General features: G+C 36.7%; 10 protein-coding genes. All 10 read right to left on the reverse strand.

Annotation, left to right across the window (positions count from 1 at the left end; all coding sequences use genetic code 11):
- Nucleotides 1-187 precede the first annotated feature (187 nt).
- The 10 genes from N4T20_RS18450 to N4T20_RS18495 all read right to left on the reverse strand — a co-directional run bounded on the left by N4T20_RS18450 (nt 188) and on the right by N4T20_RS18495 (nt 16,887).
- Nucleotides 188-1,426 carry an SGNH/GDSL hydrolase family protein gene (locus tag N4T20_RS18450; protein ID WP_260670538.1) on the reverse strand — a complete coding sequence of 413 codons (1,239 nt, stop codon included), beginning with the start codon at nt 1,424-1,426 and terminating at the stop codon, nt 188-190.
- Nucleotides 1,427-1,513: 87 nt separating this feature from the next.
- Nucleotides 1,514-3,244, reverse strand: coding sequence for a glycoside hydrolase family 43 protein (locus tag N4T20_RS18455; protein WP_260670539.1), 1,731 nt, complete (start codon nt 3,242-3,244; stop codon nt 1,514-1,516).
- A gap of 148 nt (nt 3,245-3,392) precedes the next feature.
- The gene (locus N4T20_RS18460; protein WP_260670540.1) at nt 3,393-5,333 is read right to left on the reverse strand and encodes a RagB/SusD family nutrient uptake outer membrane protein; all 1,941 of its coding nucleotides are present in this window, start codon (nt 5,331-5,333) and stop codon (nt 3,393-3,395) included.
- A gap of 11 nt (nt 5,334-5,344) precedes the next feature.
- Nucleotides 5,345-8,434 carry a SusC/RagA family TonB-linked outer membrane protein gene (locus N4T20_RS18465; RefSeq protein ID WP_260670541.1) on the reverse strand — a complete coding sequence of 1,030 codons (3,090 nt, stop codon included), beginning with the start codon at nt 8,432-8,434 and terminating at the stop codon, nt 5,345-5,347.
- Nucleotides 8,435-8,994: 560 nt separating this feature from the next.
- Nucleotides 8,995-9,651: a fructose-6-phosphate aldolase gene (gene fsa / locus N4T20_RS18470; RefSeq protein ID WP_260670542.1), complete on the reverse strand. Its 657-nt coding sequence runs from the start codon at nt 9,649-9,651 to the stop codon at nt 8,995-8,997.
- 400 nt (nt 9,652-10,051) lie between these two features.
- Nucleotides 10,052-11,377 carry a xylose isomerase gene (xylA, locus tag N4T20_RS18475; RefSeq protein WP_260670543.1) on the reverse strand — a complete coding sequence of 442 codons (1,326 nt, stop codon included), beginning with the start codon at nt 11,375-11,377 and terminating at the stop codon, nt 10,052-10,054.
- 11 nt (nt 11,378-11,388) lie between these two features.
- Nucleotides 11,389-12,870 carry a xylulokinase gene (locus N4T20_RS18480; RefSeq protein WP_260670544.1) on the reverse strand — a complete coding sequence of 494 codons (1,482 nt, stop codon included), beginning with the start codon at nt 12,868-12,870 and terminating at the stop codon, nt 11,389-11,391.
- 164 nt (nt 12,871-13,034) lie between these two features.
- Nucleotides 13,035-14,069 carry a glycoside hydrolase family 43 protein gene (locus N4T20_RS18485; RefSeq protein ID WP_260670545.1) on the reverse strand — a complete coding sequence of 345 codons (1,035 nt, stop codon included), beginning with the start codon at nt 14,067-14,069 and terminating at the stop codon, nt 13,035-13,037.
- Nucleotides 14,070-14,090: 21 nt separating this feature from the next.
- Complete coding sequence (locus tag N4T20_RS18490; RefSeq protein ID WP_260670546.1) at nt 14,091-15,524, reverse strand: MFS transporter; 1,434 nt, start codon at nt 15,522-15,524, stop codon at nt 14,091-14,093.
- Between the two features lie 256 nt (nt 15,525-15,780).
- The gene (locus tag N4T20_RS18495; protein ID WP_260670547.1) at nt 15,781-16,887 is read right to left on the reverse strand and encodes an endo-1,4-beta-xylanase; all 1,107 of its coding nucleotides are present in this window, start codon (nt 16,885-16,887) and stop codon (nt 15,781-15,783) included.
- Between the last annotated feature and the right edge of the window lie 17 nt (nt 16,888-16,904).

Below are 16,904 nucleotides of genomic sequence, written 5' to 3' on the forward strand. Positions count from 1 at the left end.
TAATATATCTTTTAAATAATGATTACCCCGTTGGATGAAATTACTTTTAACACATAGAAACATAGCCCCGAAGCATCGTTAAAAAGGCGTTTCACTAATTTCAATTCACATAGCTATGTGTTAAAGCTTGCTTTTTTTGGTAATCTTAACCAAAGCAATAAAAATCTATGTTTCTATGTGTTTTAAATTAAATTTTAAATAAATTCAAATCTATTACTTCGCCCATTCTCTGATATCCCAATTCATTAGGATGCAAAAAATCACCGTCATGCATATTTGCCAAAATGGTTTTAGCGTCTGTTTCCGAAGCCATTTCTTTATCAAAATCTATTACTGCATCAAAATGGTTGTCTCGTATCCATGCATTTACAACATCTCTTGCTTCCTGTTTAAAAGGTGCATCGTAAAACGACTTTTGAAAAGGCAAAATTGTACAGCCATATACTTTTATATTTTTGGCGTGTGCTTTTTCTATCATAATTTTGTAAGCGTCTATAATTTCCTGTGCTTTTATAGGTGCATCTTCTGCACGTTTAATTCCGCCAATATCATTTATTCCTTCTAAAATTACGAGCCATTTTGTGCCTCTCTGCGAAAGGACATCACGGTCAAAACGGTCCAATGCTGTTGGACCTAGTCCGCCTTTTACAACGCAATTTCCGCCTATGCCTAAATTTAAAACTCCTATATCTTGAGTTGCTTTATTGGCTGCCAATCTAGCCGCTAGAATATCTGTCCAGCGATTTTGTTTGTTTGTTCCAGATCCACGGCCATCTGTTATGGAGTTTCCTAAACAAACAATATTTGATGTTTCTTTTGATGCCACGACATCGACGCCCACTATAGAATACCAATGATCTGTTTTTACAGCCTCAGAGAAAACGTCATTATTGAGATTGTCTCCCGACAAAATATAAGACGTTGTTCTCGATCCAGGATGCCCGGTTGTTTTTTGCGATGCGTCTCCATAATAAATGGTTATGGCTAGCAGTTGACCTGTTTTTAAATGAAAATTCAGCTCATCTGAAAATACTTCCTGACCTGGGTTTAATGTTACTTCTTGATTTCCATTAAAGCTGAGATTTTTTTGTGTGTTTTTGTCAATCGTGGGAGCATCAAGAACATTGGCAATGCTTATCTTTTTTAAAACTGTAGGCTGATCGCTGAATACATTTGAGAAACGCAGTCGAATATGCTCTCCTCCAATCGAAACTTTTATAATTTGACGAAGTGTATTTTCGGCCAAACCTGGAGCTGGAGGCATATTGTTTGGCTCTACAAGCATTGGCGCACAAGCCCATGATCCGACCCAATTTTCAGTGGCTGCTTTTTCGGAAGAATTTGCTAGTGGCTGATTGGGCTTACATCCTATTATTAAAGTGAAAAGCTGTAAAAGCAATATATATTTTAAATATCTTTTTATCATTTCTACTAAAATTTGATGAATGCTGCTATTAAAAAACAACTCCCATAAATCATTTTTTTAATTGAAATAAATGGGAGTTTTAAATTTTTATTTCGGATGTGAATTATTAGATGAAGTGGCATATAATCCTACCAAAGCTCCTGTAAATCCGCCAGCGACATTTGTTGAGAGAATATCTCCTGAAACAGGATTGCCAAGATTTTCAAAATCAGCACCATTCAAAGCATAGCTAAACTGATAATTGTCGCCTGTCGCTTTAACTTGCAAGCGTAATGCTCCTTTAATTTCTATTTTTGCGCTTGATACAATTTCCGATTGTCCGTTTTCTGTTCTTTCCAACAGTATGTAAGTATCTTTTCCTTTCTTCGTAACACCAAAAACATAGTTGTAGTGTTCGTTTTGAAGACACACTATTCCTGCCAAATCTTTTTCTGATTCTGGTTTATACTCTAAAGTAGTTGAAAAAGAAAAAGTATTATGCTGCTGTCTGTAAAATAATGTCGACGTTGGTTTTAATTCTTTAATATTTACCGCAAATGGGGTTATCTGTAAACCCTTTTTAACAATAGAAATAAAATGCTCTCTTGGCCCTCGCAATCCAATCCATCTGTAGTCTAATTTTTCTGATTTGAAATTCTCAGTGAATGTAAAGTTGCCATTAGGGAAAAAACCATCCTTGCCTGTTTTGTTTACAACACCGTTTGGCATTTTAAGTTTTGGTCCCATTGGAACTAAACCATTCTCAAAAACAGGAAAAGTTCCTGACCAGTCTACTGGCAGCATAAAAGTTTCACGCCCTGCGTTTACTCTATCTTTTTCGTTTGGACGAATTCCTAAAAACACGCCATAATATTTATTGTCTGGACCAAGCACTACATCTGCGTGCCCTGCCCAATCAACTTTGTTGGGTCTGTTTTGAGGGAAATATCTCTGCGTTAGGATTGGATTATTGCTTGCTGGTTTGAAAGGCCCCTTTGGACTGTCACTAATAAAAACAACTTCGCTATGATTTCCTCCTGTACCTCCTTCGGCACACATTAAATAATAATGATTGTCTTTTTTATACAAATGTGGAGCTTCTATCCAAATTGGTTTCTTAGAAAGATCAACCCCGCCATCTACAATAATTTTATCTGTTCCCGGAATAACCTGATCTTTTTCTAAATCATATTCCCAAACTTTAATTACGCGATGTCCCTGGTACAATTCTTTTCCTTTATCAGGAGCATCGTTATGCACGACATACCCTTTTCCATTGTCATCAAAAAAAATAGAAGGGTCTATTCCATCAAAAGCTAATTTAATTGGACTTCCCCATCCTTTTTTAGGATCTTTACTTTTTACAATGATATTCCCCAAACCGCCTGTAAAAGCAGTAACAATCATATAAAAAGTATCATTGTGAGGATTGTATGTAATGCCAGGAGCATAAACCCCAGCGCTAATTCCCGTATCATGAGGATTGAACTCTGAAACTTTATTTAATACTCCACCCAAATCGGTCCAGTTTACTAAATCTTTAGAGTGAAAAATGGGCACCCCAGGGAACATCGCAAATGAAGAGCAAACCATGTAATAATCATCACCTTTTCTTGTAATGGCTGGATCAGGATAACATCCCTGCAGAATTGGAGAATAAAACTCATCTTCTTTTAACGGATTATTTTTATAAATCTGATCATCTCCCACGTAAGTTGCATTTGAAAAAATTGGGTCTTTACTGCTTTTCTTTTTTTGTATACTGCTTTCCTGAGCCTGCGTAAGTATAGAGCAAAACAGAACAGCAGCTGATATAAAAATCTTTTTTTTATTACTCATTTTATAGGTTTGTTAAAGTGCATTCGAAAAATATTGAAAAGCCGAGAGGATTTCTCCCGGCTTGTTTAAAACTAATTAATAAACCGTAATAAGATAATTTATAAAATTGATCTTATTTGCTTCGCATTAGTTTTTAGAAAAATAAAATTTAATATCCCGGATTTTGGTAAGCTGCTTTTTCATCAGCAGACATTTCCATTCCATCGATTTGTCCCTGCGGAATTGGTCTTAGGTAATGATGCGCATCAATTGTTCTGGTTACTACTTCTGGCGTATGCTGTCCGTAGTTGGATCCTCCTATAGAATATTTCCCTGCAATTTCATTCCATTTTTGTGTTCTTACCAAGTCATACCAGCGGTAACCTTCGCCAAAAAATTCGCGTGAACGTTCAGCAAGAATGTAGTTAATATCAATTACGGCTGGAGTCGCATTGGTCATAGCAGCACTATTATCCTGAATTTTAGCAGTATTACCATTATTATCCCATTTCCATTTTCCTGCTCTAGCTCTTAATACATTTACAAGCGATCTGGCACTCCAAGATCCTGTAGCTCCTTTAACAGCTGCTTCGGCTGCAACCAAATATAATTCAGAGAATTTTGCTACTGGAAATGGTCTTGTGCTTCCGGCATTCGGCTGTCCTAATCCTCCGGCATTGTCTGTTCTATATGGCCCAAGTTTCCAGAAACCTGGATATACGATTCTGCTAATGCCTTTTGGAGAAATCACATAATCTGCTCTTCCTGGCAATACTCCTGCACCTACTCCGCTGTCACCTTGCCCAGAAGGATAAGTGATTGCAGTTGATGGTTCATCATTAAGGAAGCTTAAAACAGCGTCGCCTGGTTTAATTGTCAGACCATTTGCATTAGTTAATGTTGCCACGCCAGTAAGACCTGTCCCTTGAAGGTTCCAATTCCCTCTGAATACTGTTGTAAAAGTTCCATCATATCTTGAATCATTTGTTTTATCTGCAAAAGTATTCGTAAAAACTTCAATAGGCGGAGCCATTCTTGTCCATGGACGTCCTAAAAATTGATTTGCCTCTCTTTGTACTGAAGAAACTGCCGCTGTTCCGTTTTTACTTCTTATAGCAGTATAGTTCCAAGTCACCATCCAACCTGAGAAGTTATCTGGAGCACCACCGCTACCGTACGTAAGGCTAGCTCCATTGTAATACTCGCTTTCTTGCGTATGATCTGCAAAAAGCATCACTTCTTTATTTCTGTCATTTGCTCCTGCATTAACATCATAATAAGAATCAAGCAATCCGTAAGACCCTGGGTTATTAATTCCTTCAACAGCCAGATCATAAGCCTTCTGGAAATACCATTGCGCATTATGTCCATCTGGATCTGTTCTTGGAGCATCTGGATAAGTTGGAATATTATTTGGGTTTTCTAACCACCAAGCATAAGTAAGATATGCCTTTGCCAAAAATAATCGCGCTACAGTTTTAGTTACCGTACCAGTCAATCTAGGCGCATCTGGAAGATCCTTAACCGCTGTAACCAAATCTGGAAAAATGGCTTTTGTATATACCTCAGGAACTGTATTACGTTTTGAATATCTTGAAGGCTTGCTGTTAAACTTTAATTCCCCAGCGCCTAAATCCAAAGGGATGCCTCCAAAAGTCTGCACTAAAAGAAAATAGTCAAACCCTCTAAAAAATTTAGATTCTGCGATTAAACTGCTAGCAACTCCAACGGCTGCACCATTTTCGATAATACCGCTAGCAGTATTGATATCATAATAAGAGTTATTCCATAAAACATCTGAACGGCTTGAAGTTGGATTAATAATACCCACACCAGATAAATCGTGATCTTTAAAATTCCCGTCTGCACTCTGTGCGTACGTTGCTTCATCTGTCCCTGTTTGGCAAGCGTTGTAAAAATAAGCCTGTCCGTAAATCCAGCGCAAATGAGCATAGTGGGAAGTCAATCCCTGTTTAACGCCTTGTTCGGTTTTAAAATAACCTGGTTCATAAAAATCATGAGGTTTTTCCTCCAATATATCGGAACAGCCTGCTAATGAAAGTAAAACGGTTGATCCTATGATTAAATTTTTAAAAATATATAGTTTCATATCTGTTCTGATTAAAATGTTAAATTAAGTCCAAATAAATAATTTCTGGTTGCAGGAGTGTTTGTGCCGATAACAGAAAATCTTCTCTGATAAGAGGCAACAGCCTGATTTTCGTCACCAAATGAATTCGTTTCAGGATCCATTCCAGATTTATCATGATATGGAGAAAATAAAACAAACGGATTCTGCACTGTGAAATAAAGTCTTAATTTATCGATGCCTAAATTTCTTGTAAAGTCTTGATCAAGAGTATATCCAAGAGTCATTGCTCTAATTTTTACATAAGAAGCATCAAAGTACCCCATAGTAGACATATATTTAGGGTTATCACCACTTCTGATACCTCTCGGGTTAGGAAATTCTCCATCTCTGTTATCAGGAGTCCAGTAGTCAACATCAACGTTGCTTCTACGTCCGTTTAAAAGGTTCATGTAGCTTGCTCCTCCATATAATGTGCTTATTAATACACCTCCGCTTTTAAAGGCACCTACTGCGTTAAAATCGAATCCTTTGTAAGTTACATTAGTATTGAAACCTCCCTGAAAATCTGGATCTGTTTCTATAATTTGACGATCGCTTGCATTAATAGCACGAGTTGGCGAACCGTTAGCATCATGATCTCCTGTATATTTCACTTTGATAGATCCTACGACTGTTCCCTGCTGATTAATTCCTGTTGGCCCTGGCTCAAGAATTGACATATATGGATCGCCTTCTTGCCAAATTCCAATCTTTTCATAATCAAAGATTGAATTAATATTATATCCAACAAACCAGTTGTTTGCTTCATCACGGCTAGCACCTGATGCCAAAGCAACAAGTTTGTTTTCGTTTTTATAGAAGTTAACTCCCACAGACCATGTCACACCTTTAGGATTATCAAGAATAACTCCGTTCAATGAAATTTCATAACCTTTGTTCTCAGTTTCTCCCACGTTAGCCACATAACTGCTTACACCAGACGTTGCCGGAAGTCCTACACGCTGCAATAGATTTTTTGTATTTGTTTTATAATATTCAACTGTACCTGATAAACGGTTATTAAAAAATCCGAAATCTAAACCATAGTTCCATGTAGTTGAAAACTCCCATCCTAAATTAGGATTTGGAAGCTCAGTAACATATACTCCTGTTGAATTATTGCTTCCAAAATTGTATGGTCTTGTGCTTAAAGCTCCCAACGTTGCATAAGGAGATACCGCTTGATTTGAAGTTTCTCCATATCCAGCTCTCAATTTCAATAAATCAATGTATTTCACATCTTTTAGGAATGATTCATTTGAAAGTGTCCAACCAGCAGATACAGCAGGATAAGTTACCCATTTGTTTCCAGGAGATAATCTTGATGAACCATCAGAACGAACTGTTCCAGATATAAAGTAACGATTATCATAAGAATACATTAACCTAGCCATATAAGATGTTAATCCCCATTGCGTATAATCCTGATCTGCAGGATTAATTACAGCTTCTTCTTCGCTTTGCCCTAAATTATAAAATTGGAAAGCATCAGAAGTAATTCCGTTACGAGTCACTCTCGAACTTTGTCCGGTATATTGTTCGTTAGAATACAGACCAACAAAATTTATTGTATGTTTCTGTGCAAACGTTTTATCATAAGTCAGCAAATTTTCTAACAGCCATTGTGTAGACCAGCCGTTTGTTATTGCAGCATTAGAAAGTGTTGTCGGGTTTACGTCAAAAACTCCCTGACCTTCATAGTATCCAGCATTTGATGTACGTAGGTTTAAACCTGTATTTAGTCTATATTTCAAACCATCAACACCAGGAATTTTTATTTCCGCAAAAATATTATTGTAAGAACTGAAAGCTCTATTTAAGTTAACATAAGCATCTCCTAAATTTTCAATAGATTTTCTAGTATAAACCCATTGGTCATCTGCTGCCATGCTCACTGTTCTTTTCAAAGAGCCATCTGCATTGTACGGATTAGCAAGAGGTGAAGTCTGCAGTATAGTTCCTGTTCCGATATTATCACCATTTGTAATACTGTAGTTGCTATTGGTATTAAATCCAATGCGAATAGATCTATTAATCTGCTGGTCTAAACCTGCTCTAAGGCTAAAACGCTCATAGCTCTGGCCAGGAAGAACTGACTCTTCTTTATAATATCCTAGACCTGCATTGTAAGCGCCTGTTTCGGTTCCTCCAGAAACGCTAACATCATGGCTGATCATTTCTCCAGAGCCGTACAATGAATTCTGCCAATCTGTATTTACATTTCTTTTCTCGTCAACACCATCTACATATAAACCTGTATAGTCACGAAGAGCAGCAAATTTAGTAGCATCCATCATAGGATATTTTGAGAAAACCTGTTTAATTCCGCTAAAACCATTGTATGAAAATGTAGCTTTCTGATTTTTCTTTCCTTTTAAAGTAGTCACTAAGATTACACCATTTGCTCCACGAGAACCATAAATAGCGGTGGCAGAAGCATCTTTCAAGATATCCACAGACTTAATATCTGCAGGATTAATGTCTCCTATCGAACCCGCAAACGGAACTCCGTCTAGCACTACCAAAGGATCATTGCTACCGGTAAGAGATCTTGTACCGCGAATCCTTATCTGCATTGCGGCACCAGGTTTAGAAGAAGTTTGCGTCATCTCGACCCCTGCAAGTCTTCCTTGTAAAGCTTGGGTAATATTAGCGGCAGGCACTTCATTTAATTCTTTTCCCCCTAATGAAGCAACCGATCCGGTAACAGCCTCCTTAATCTGAGTACCATATCCGATTACAACTACTTCTTTCAAATTATTTGAATCTTCCTCCAGAAGCACATTAATCTTTGCCTTTCCATTCACGCTAATCTCTTGGCTTTTAAAACCTATAAAGCTAAAGACAAGAACACCATTTGAAGGAACACTTATAACATAGTTGCCATCGAAACCTGTACTTACTCCGTTTTTTGCTCCTTTTAGATTGACATTCACACCAGGAATTGGACCATTCGCGTCCGACACTGTTCCTGTAACTGTTGTTTGTGCCTTAATTTGCATTGAGACCAAAAACAATAAGATCAAAAAACCGAAGCTTTTTATATGCTTTGATTTACTTGCAATAAAAAAATTATTCATAAAAACTGATTTAATTATTAAAATTGGTTTTTGTTGGTTAGTTCTTCAAAATACTTTAACAGTTAAATATACCATTAACCTTATAAGTGTATTTATTACAAATATAAAAAAATACTCGTAACACACAATCGGTTGCGTTAATTTTATTTGTCATTTTAAAAAAAATACCTTCCTAAAAAAACAGATTCCTTTTTTATACTGCCAAAATATTAAACAATTATTAAAAACAGGATTTAATACAACGAAAACGTTAGAGATAATAAATCGTTTACTTCAAAATCTTAAAAAAAATATAAAAAGTTAAAATTTAATATTTTTTGAAAAAATACTAAACCGCTGTAGTAAAACTATAAAAGATCTTTCAAACAAAAACCATCACAATTCCATATAAAATAAGAGTTTTCCAATCTTGCAAACTATAAATCAACAAGTTGAGTATAAAAAAACATATTTCATTCAAAACCAAAAACAAACAATCGGTTGCTTATATTCCATAAAAAAAAACTCCCTTCTAAATAACTAGAAGAGAGTTTTAAAGCTATAAAAAGGAAATAAAAACACTAAAGATTCATCTTCTTCGCATCTTCTACAAATTGTTTTAAACCAATATCTGTTAAAGGATGTTTCAGCAAACCTTTAATTGCAGAAAGTGGCCCCGTCATAACATCTGATCCAATTTTCGCACAATTGATAATGTGCATGGTGTGTCTTACAGAAGCTGAAAGGATTTGAGTTTGATAATCATAATTATCATAAATTTCTCTGATTTCAGAAATTAAGTGCATTCCGTCGGTCGAAACATCATCTAATCTTCCTAAAAATGGAGAAACGTAAGTGGCTCCAGCTTTAGCGGCAAGCAAAGCCTGACCAGCAGAAAAAACTAAAGTTACATTGGTGCGAATTCCTTTTGAAGAAAAGTATTTGCAAGCTTTTACACCGTCACCAATCATGGGTAATTTGACAACAATTTGCGGATGCAAAGCGGCAAGCTCTTCGCCTTCTCTTACCATTCCTTCAAAGTCGGTTGAGATTACCTCAGCCGAAACATCTCCGTCAACGATATTACAAATAGCCAGATAATGGTTTAATATATTTTCTTTTCCTGTAATGCCTTCTTTTGCCATTAAAGACGGATTGGTGGTTACACCGTCTAAAACACCTAAAGCCTGCGCTTCTTCGATGTCTTGAAGGTTGGCAGTGTCAATAAAAAATTTCATAAGTTTTTTTGGTTTGTGATTAATTGGAGAAACGCACTGCAGTACATCTAAATTTTAGTGAGTCAAAAATGTGCATTTCGATTGATTCTGCTCTTCAAAAAACCTTCAATAAAAAATACTCCCTATTATTTTATCAAACTGACTTTTTATTCGTTTCAATTTTCAAAAAATAGCAACTAAACCTTCAATCTATTTTTCGTAAATCTCGATTCAAAAAAGCCATAATCTTAATACACATTTTCGAAGTTTTCACCTAGAAGAATCCTTCTTTTTAATATTAACGTTTTATAACTATCATATTTAAAATTTAGATGCTCTTAATTTATTTCTCACTAAGTTATTTTAAGAAACCTTACCGATTTTTAAAACCTGTTAGGTTTAATATTAAAATCTAAAGCAATTAGATATATTGATTGATAATGTTTTCAAACAATTCTTGTTTACCGCTTTGAAGATTTAACTCTCCATTTTCGTGCGCGATTGTGTAAAGATCTTTTAGACTTAATTTTCCATCAGCAAAATCTTTACCTTTTCCAGAATCGAATGAACTGTATCTTTCTTTTCTTAATTTTTCGTAAGGAGAAGAAGCAATAATTTTATCAGCTGTCAGTAAAGCTCTTGCGAAAGTATCTGCTCCGCCAATGTGCGCTAAGAAAACGTCTTCTAAATCTGTAGAGTTTCTTCTGATTTTAGCATCAAAGTTAACTCCACCACCTTGCAGTCCGCCAGCTTTTAGGAAAACCAGCATCGCTTCAGTAGTCTCCTGAATGTTGTTTGGGAACTGGTCTGTATCCCAACCGTTTTGGTAGTCTCCTCTGTTGGCATCGATGCTTCCTAACATTCCTGCTTTTGCCGCCACTTCCAATTCGTGCTGGAAAGTGTGCTGAGCCAAAGTAGCGTGGTTTACCTCGATATTGATTTTGAAATCTTTGTCTAAACCGTATTCTTTCAAGAATCCAATTGCGGTAGCCGAGTCAAAATCGTATTGGTGTTTTGATGGCTCCATTGGTTTTGGCTCGATGAAGAAAGTTCCTTTGAAACCTTGCGCTCTTGCGTAGTCCCTAGACATCGCTAAAAATTGCGCCATGTGGTCCAATTCTCTTCCCATATCTGTGTTCAGCAAAGACATATAACCTTCTCTACCACCCCAGAATACGTAGTTTTCTCCGCCCAAAGCGATTGTTGCGTCCAAAGCCAGTTTTACCTGTCCACCCGCTCTTGCCACTACATTAAAATCTGGATTTGTAGCCGCACCGTTCATGAATCTAGGGTTTGAGAAGCAGTTTGAAGTTCCCCAAAGCAATTTGATTCCAGATTCTGCTTTTTTCTGTTTTAAGTATTCAGTAATAAAAGCCAAACGTTTTTCTGATTCTGCGAAAGTGGCTCCTTCAGCAATCAAATCGTAATCGTGGAAACAGAAATAATCGAATCCCATTTTGCTTATGAATTCAAAAGCTGCATCTGCTTTATCTTTTGCAGCCTGATACGGATCTGACGAAGCATCCCATGCAAAGTTTTGAGTTCCCGGTCCGAATGGATCGCTCCCTTGTCCGCAGAACGTATGCCAGTAAGCGATAGCAAATTTAAAGTGCTCGCGCATTGTTTTTCCAGCTACAACCTGATCTGGATTGTAATATTTAAACGCCAAAGGATTATCGGATGCTGCCCCTTCAAATTTAATCTGGCTAATGCCTTTGTAGTATTCTTTATCTCCTAAAACTATCATTTGATTTTTTTTTATTTAGTAGTTAATATTAATTCTAATTCTTTTTTCCATTTCTGATAAGCCGCTTCGTACGGTTCTTTGTTGTGAAGCGGTAAAAACGTCATGACATGGTCGTTGTCGCTTACATGAGCTCCAAACTTGCTGTAATCGCCATCTTTTAAGCCAACTGCACGCGCTGCGCCGACTGCTCCTGTTGTGTTGTAAATCTCGATTTCGTGACCGATTAAAGTCGCAACGGTATTGGAGAAAATTTCCGAACGGAAAAGGTTATCATTTCCGGCTCTTATGACATTTATCGCTGCGTTATCCTCTTTCAGACATTCCATTCCGTACACAAACGAAAAAGCAATTCCTTCAAGAGAAGCTCTAAACAAATGTGCACTGTTGTGAATATTTAAGTTGAGGTTTAAGAAATGGGTTCCGATCGTTTTATTGTTGAACATACGCTCAGCGCCATTTCCAAACGGAATTACCACAACGCCCTCTGATCCGATTTCAATATTCGAAGCCTTTTCGTTCATCGCCTCGTAACTCTCGCTGCCCATATTATTTCGGAGCCATCTGTACTGAATTCCTGCTCCGTTAATATTTAAAAGCTTACCCACTCTAGGCGTTTCCAATTCGTAGTTTACGTGAACGAAATTATTTACTCTAGTGCTTTTTCCGGAAGACATCTCGCTTACCGCATAAAAAACGCCCGAAGTTCCGCCTGTGGCCGCCACTTCGCCCGGATTCAAAACATTCAATGACAAAGCATTATTGGGCTGATCTCCTGCTCTGTATACGATCGGAATTCCTGCCGGAAGTCCAGATTCTGCAGAAGCTTTTTCAGTGACAGCTCCCTGATTCGTGAAATTTTCAACGATATTTGGCGTCAAAGACTGATCGATTCCGTAGTAATCCAAAAGCCAGTCGGCTACTTTGTTTTCTTTGTAATCCCAAAGCATTCCTTCAGACAAACCGTTTTTGGTAGTGGTTGCTTCGCCTGTCAGTTTCAAAGCGATGTAATCTCCAGGAAGCATATATTTGGCAATTTTATTGTAAACTGCCGGTTCGTTTTCTTTAACCCATTTCAGTTTCGAAGCCGTGAAATTTCCTGGCGAATTCAGCAAATGCTCCATACATTTTTCCTGCCCAATTTCGGCGAAAGCCTTATTCCCGATTTCAACCGCGCGGCTGTCGCACCAGATAATTGAATTCCGCAGCGGAGCGCCTTCTTTGTCTACAATCACCAACCCGTGCATTTGGTACGAAATGCCAATTCCCTGAATTTTAGATGCATCAATATTTGACTCTTTAATTGCTCTTTTCGTTGCGGTGCAAATGTGCTTCCACCAGATTTCAGGATCCTGCTCTGCCCAATCTGGGTGAATAGACAAGATTTCCATTTCGTTCTGAGGCTCATTCAAAACGATTGCTTTTTTACCCGTTTCTGCTTCTACCAAAGCTGCCTTGACAGAAGAACTTCCAATATCATAACCGATATAATACATACTATAATGATTCTCTTATTATTAATTTTGTCGGCACATAAAACCTTGTTTCTTCGTCATGCGTAATAAATGCCGCTGCTTTGGTTCCCAATTCGTTAAAATCAGTCGAGACACCACAACACAACCGATTGTAATTTTTGCGAAATTTTTTTACGCAAAAAGCCCTAATCAATTAATCTTCTTATTCCGTATGGATCAATCGTAATAATCGAACCATCTTCCAAATAATCAATTTTGGTCACTTTCATGCTTCTTAAATGTGTCACGCCTTTTGACAAACTCGAATCGTGGTAAAACAAATACCATTCACCTTCTACTTCACAAATTGAATGGTGTGATGTCCAACCTACAACTGGATTCAAAATTCTTCCTTGATATGTAAATGGTCCATACGGATTGTTGCCAATAGCATAACAAATAAAATGCGTGTCGCCTGTCGAATACGAGAAATAATATTTTCCGTTATACTTATGAACCCAAGAAGCTTCAAAAAAACGACGATTGTTATCGCCTGCCAAAATCACTTTTCCGTTTTCATCCAAAATTTGAATTTCTTTTGGTTCTTCCGCAAATTCCAACATATCATCTCTTAACAAAGCTACTATTGGCCCTAAAGCTTTTTCTTCAGCCAAAGGTTCTTCGTTATTTTGATCGTACTGATTATTACGGTACTTCTGAAGCTGTCCGCCCCATATTCCTCCAAAATAAATATAATGTTTACCATCTTCATCTTCAAAAACAGCAGGATCTATGCTGTAACTTCCTTTTATTGCTTCTTTTTCAGGAAGAAAAGGCCCAACTGGCGAATCCGAAATGGCAACGCCAATCTGAAAAATTCCGTTAGCTCGTTTAGCTGGGAAATACAGATAATACTTTCCGTTTTTATGAGCTGCATCAGGTGCCCACATTTGCTTTTCAGCCCAAGCAACATCATCTACATGAAGCGCAACACCATTATCTATTGCTTCTGATGAAATATCTTCCATAGAAAAAACATGGTAATCTTCCATTCCGAAATGATCGCCATTATCATTAAACGGAATTCCGGCATCAATATCATGTGATGGATAAATGTAAATTTTTCCGTTGAATACATGTGCCGAAGGATCGGCTGTGTACATATGGGACACTAAAGGCTTTGAAATCGCCAGGTCATTAATTTCCTCAAAATTAATGTGTTCAATGCTATCTTCAGGCATAGTAATATTTTGTTTAAATGATTAAGCTCTTCTTTGTTTTAGTTCGGTTTCGATCTGCACTTCCATTTCTTTGTTAATTTTATAGAAAAACAGCAATCCGGCTCCAATTAAAAATGGAATTGCAGGAAAAATACTCACCAGTAATTTGATTCCATTTATGGCAGTTTGAGACTGCTCTGGTGCATTTGGAACGTAATGGAAATAACCCAAAAATAAAGTGGTTAAAGCACCTCCAATGCTTAATCCTGTTTTTAGTCCAACCATCATCGCAGAGAAAATAATTGCTGTTGCACGACGGTTATTGAGCCATTCTGAATAATCGGCAACATCGGCAATCATTGCCCAAAGAATCGGAATTGTAATTCCGTAGAAAAATCCGTGCAGAATTTGAGAGAAAAACATCAGACTAATTGATGTTGAGGGATAAAAATAGAATGCAATAATGAATAAAGTCGAGATGAATAAAAACACCCCAAAAACATTTCTTTTTCCGTATTTGTCTGCCAGATTTTTAGACCATGTAATTCCGACAATCATAAAGATAATTCCGCCTGCATTAAAGAGTCCGAAACCTGCTGAAACAGGATCATTCCCAAAATGATTCAACCCAATATTGGTTAGAAAATCCAAAATAGGCTGAATAAAAGCAGCCAATTGTTCTTTATCTACATAATTCTCAAAATAATATACATACGAACCGCCTTTCATTGCCAAAGTCACAAAAACCAAAGTCGTCAGGGAAAGCATAATTACCCACGGTCTATTTTTGATTAAATCGCTTAAATCTTCTTTTACGCTTGACTTTTGTTCTGGTTTGGGAATTATTCTTTCTTTTGTAGTTAAAAAAGTAATTAAAAGCATGATTGTTCCAATAATGGCCAACGCAGTCATTACTTTTTCGATTCCGATCGCTTTATCTCCGTTTCCGGCACTTTTGATAATCCCAAGCATAAAAACCTGAACGAAAAACTGGGCAAACATCACCGCAACAAAACGGTAGGATGACATACTATTTCGTTCTTTCATATCACCCGTAATAACTCCGCTTAAAGCAGAATATGGCAGGTTGTTTCCTGCATAAAAAAGCAACAGCAAAGTATAGGTGATAACTGCATAAATTACTTTTCCTTTGTATGAGAAATCGGGAGTTGAAAACGCCAATAAAGCCACTACTCCAAGCGGAATCGCTGTCAATAAAATCCACGGCCTGAATTTTCCCCATTTGGTACTGGTTCTGTCTGCCAAAACCCCAATAATCGGATTAAAAATAAAAGCTGCTACTAATCCAACAATCAGCATAATGATCGAAGAATCTGTTGGCGATAAGCCGTAAATGTCGGTATAGAAATACGCCAAATACGTCATCAAAGTTTGAAAAACTAAATTGGCTGCTAAGTCACCTAAGCTGTATCCGATTTTTTCTTTGATGGATAGTTTTTGTGAAATGTTAGTCATTCGTGGGTTTGTGGTCATTTTATTGATTAGTTACGTAAGCAAAAGTGGTTTCTAAAAATAAAGTTATTCAATTTTTTTGATCATTTCTCATCCTTTTAACTGCTAATATCATAGCAATTTTCATTAAAACAATCGGTTGTGTAAAATTATACAAAAAAACATATTTTACAAATTTACTTTTCTTTATTTAATTTATTTTTCAAATCACAACCGATTGTTAATTAATTTATAAAAATTCAACTCTTTTTAGCAGTTATTATTTAGTTTCTTTAAGATTTAAAATACTGTCGTAAGCTGGTTTATGCTTTAATTGCTTGTCAAACGGAAGCGGATAATTGGTTCTTCCTTTAATCGGCCAATCGTTTAGCCAAGATTGTCCATCATGAACGCCCCAAAAAGTAACTCTACTGATTTTGTCTTTATGCTTTAAAAATAGTTTAAAAATCGATGCGTAACGTTCTGCCAATTGTGTCTGGACAGAATCGGGTAATCTTTCAGGATATGGATTCATTTTTGCATTTCCTTCAAATTTCTGATTGACATCTGCTCCTTTCAAATCCCACGGATTTGGCAAAACCGTAATATCTAATTCTGTGAACGCTACTTTAAGTCCTAAAGCCGAATATTCTAAAATGCTTTTTTCTATTTCTTCGATTGATGGACTTTCCAATCGCCAATGTCCCTGGATTCCAACTCCATAAACTTTTCCGCCTTCGGCTTTTATTTTTTTGATTAAAGCAATCGCTCCTGCTCTTTTTGCAGGTTCTTCGATATTATAATCGTTATAATATAATTCTGCTTTTGGATCTGCTTTTGCTGCTAGTTTGAAAGCGTTAACCAAATATTTTTCGCCCAATGCTTTCAAAAAAACAGATTGTCTTAAAGTTCCATCCTCATTCAAAGCTTCGTTTACAACATCCCAAGAGTTGATTCTGCCTTTGTATTTGGAAACGATTGTCGTAATATGATCTTGCATAAACGCTTTCATTTCTATACTGTCAGCAATTTTTTCCATCCAAGGTGCTAATTGGCTGTGCCATATCAGAGTATGTCCATGAATAAACATTTTATTCTTCTCTCCATACGCCACAAATTTATCAGACAAAGTAAAATCGTATTTGTCCTTTTGCGGATGCGTAAACATAGATTTCATGATATTTTCGGCCGTAATCGCATTAAACTCTTTTCGAATCAAAGAATCAACTTTTTTGTCTTTTTCTTCGATCTGATCAACGCTTAAAGCGGTTCCAATGTAGAAATCATCTTTGTAAGCATCTTTTAATGAAGCAGTTTCTTTTTGCGATGTACAGCTGACAGCCAGCAAAGTTGTGACGGCAACTAAATAAGGTTTAATGCATTTCATATTTTTTGGTTTAAATA

Source organism: Flavobacterium sp. TR2 (assembly GCF_025252405.1).
GTDB lineage: Bacteria > Bacteroidota > Bacteroidia > Flavobacteriales > Flavobacteriaceae > Flavobacterium.

Bases quoted from the DNA above. Each gene is read 5' to 3' on its own strand.
- N4T20_RS18450 (WP_260670538.1), bottom strand. From the start codon at position 1,426: ATGATAAAAAGATATTTAAAATATATATTGCTTTTACAGCTTTTCACT.
- N4T20_RS18455 (WP_260670539.1), bottom strand. From the start codon at position 3,244: ATGAGTAATAAAAAAAAGATTTTTATATCAGCTGCTGTTCTGTTTTGC.
- N4T20_RS18460 (WP_260670540.1), bottom strand. From the start codon at position 5,333: ATGAAACTATATATTTTTAAAAATTTAATCATAGGATCAACCGTTTTA.
- N4T20_RS18465 (WP_260670541.1), bottom strand. From the start codon at position 8,434: ATGAATAATTTTTTTATTGCAAGTAAATCAAAGCATATAAAAAGCTTC.
- fsa (WP_260670542.1), bottom strand. From the start codon at position 9,651: ATGAAATTTTTTATTGACACTGCCAACCTTCAAGACATCGAAGAAGCG.
- xylA (WP_260670543.1), bottom strand. From the start codon at position 11,377: ATGATAGTTTTAGGAGATAAAGAATACTACAAAGGCATTAGCCAGATT.
- N4T20_RS18480 (WP_260670544.1), bottom strand. From the start codon at position 12,870: ATGTATTATATCGGTTATGATATTGGAAGTTCTTCTGTCAAGGCAGCT.
- N4T20_RS18485 (WP_260670545.1), bottom strand. From the start codon at position 14,069: ATGCCTGAAGATAGCATTGAACACATTAATTTTGAGGAAATTAATGAC.
- N4T20_RS18490 (WP_260670546.1), bottom strand. From the start codon at position 15,524: ATGACTAACATTTCACAAAAACTATCCATCAAAGAAAAAATCGGATAC.
- N4T20_RS18495 (WP_260670547.1), bottom strand. From the start codon at position 16,887: ATGAAATGCATTAAACCTTATTTAGTTGCCGTCACAACTTTGCTGGCT.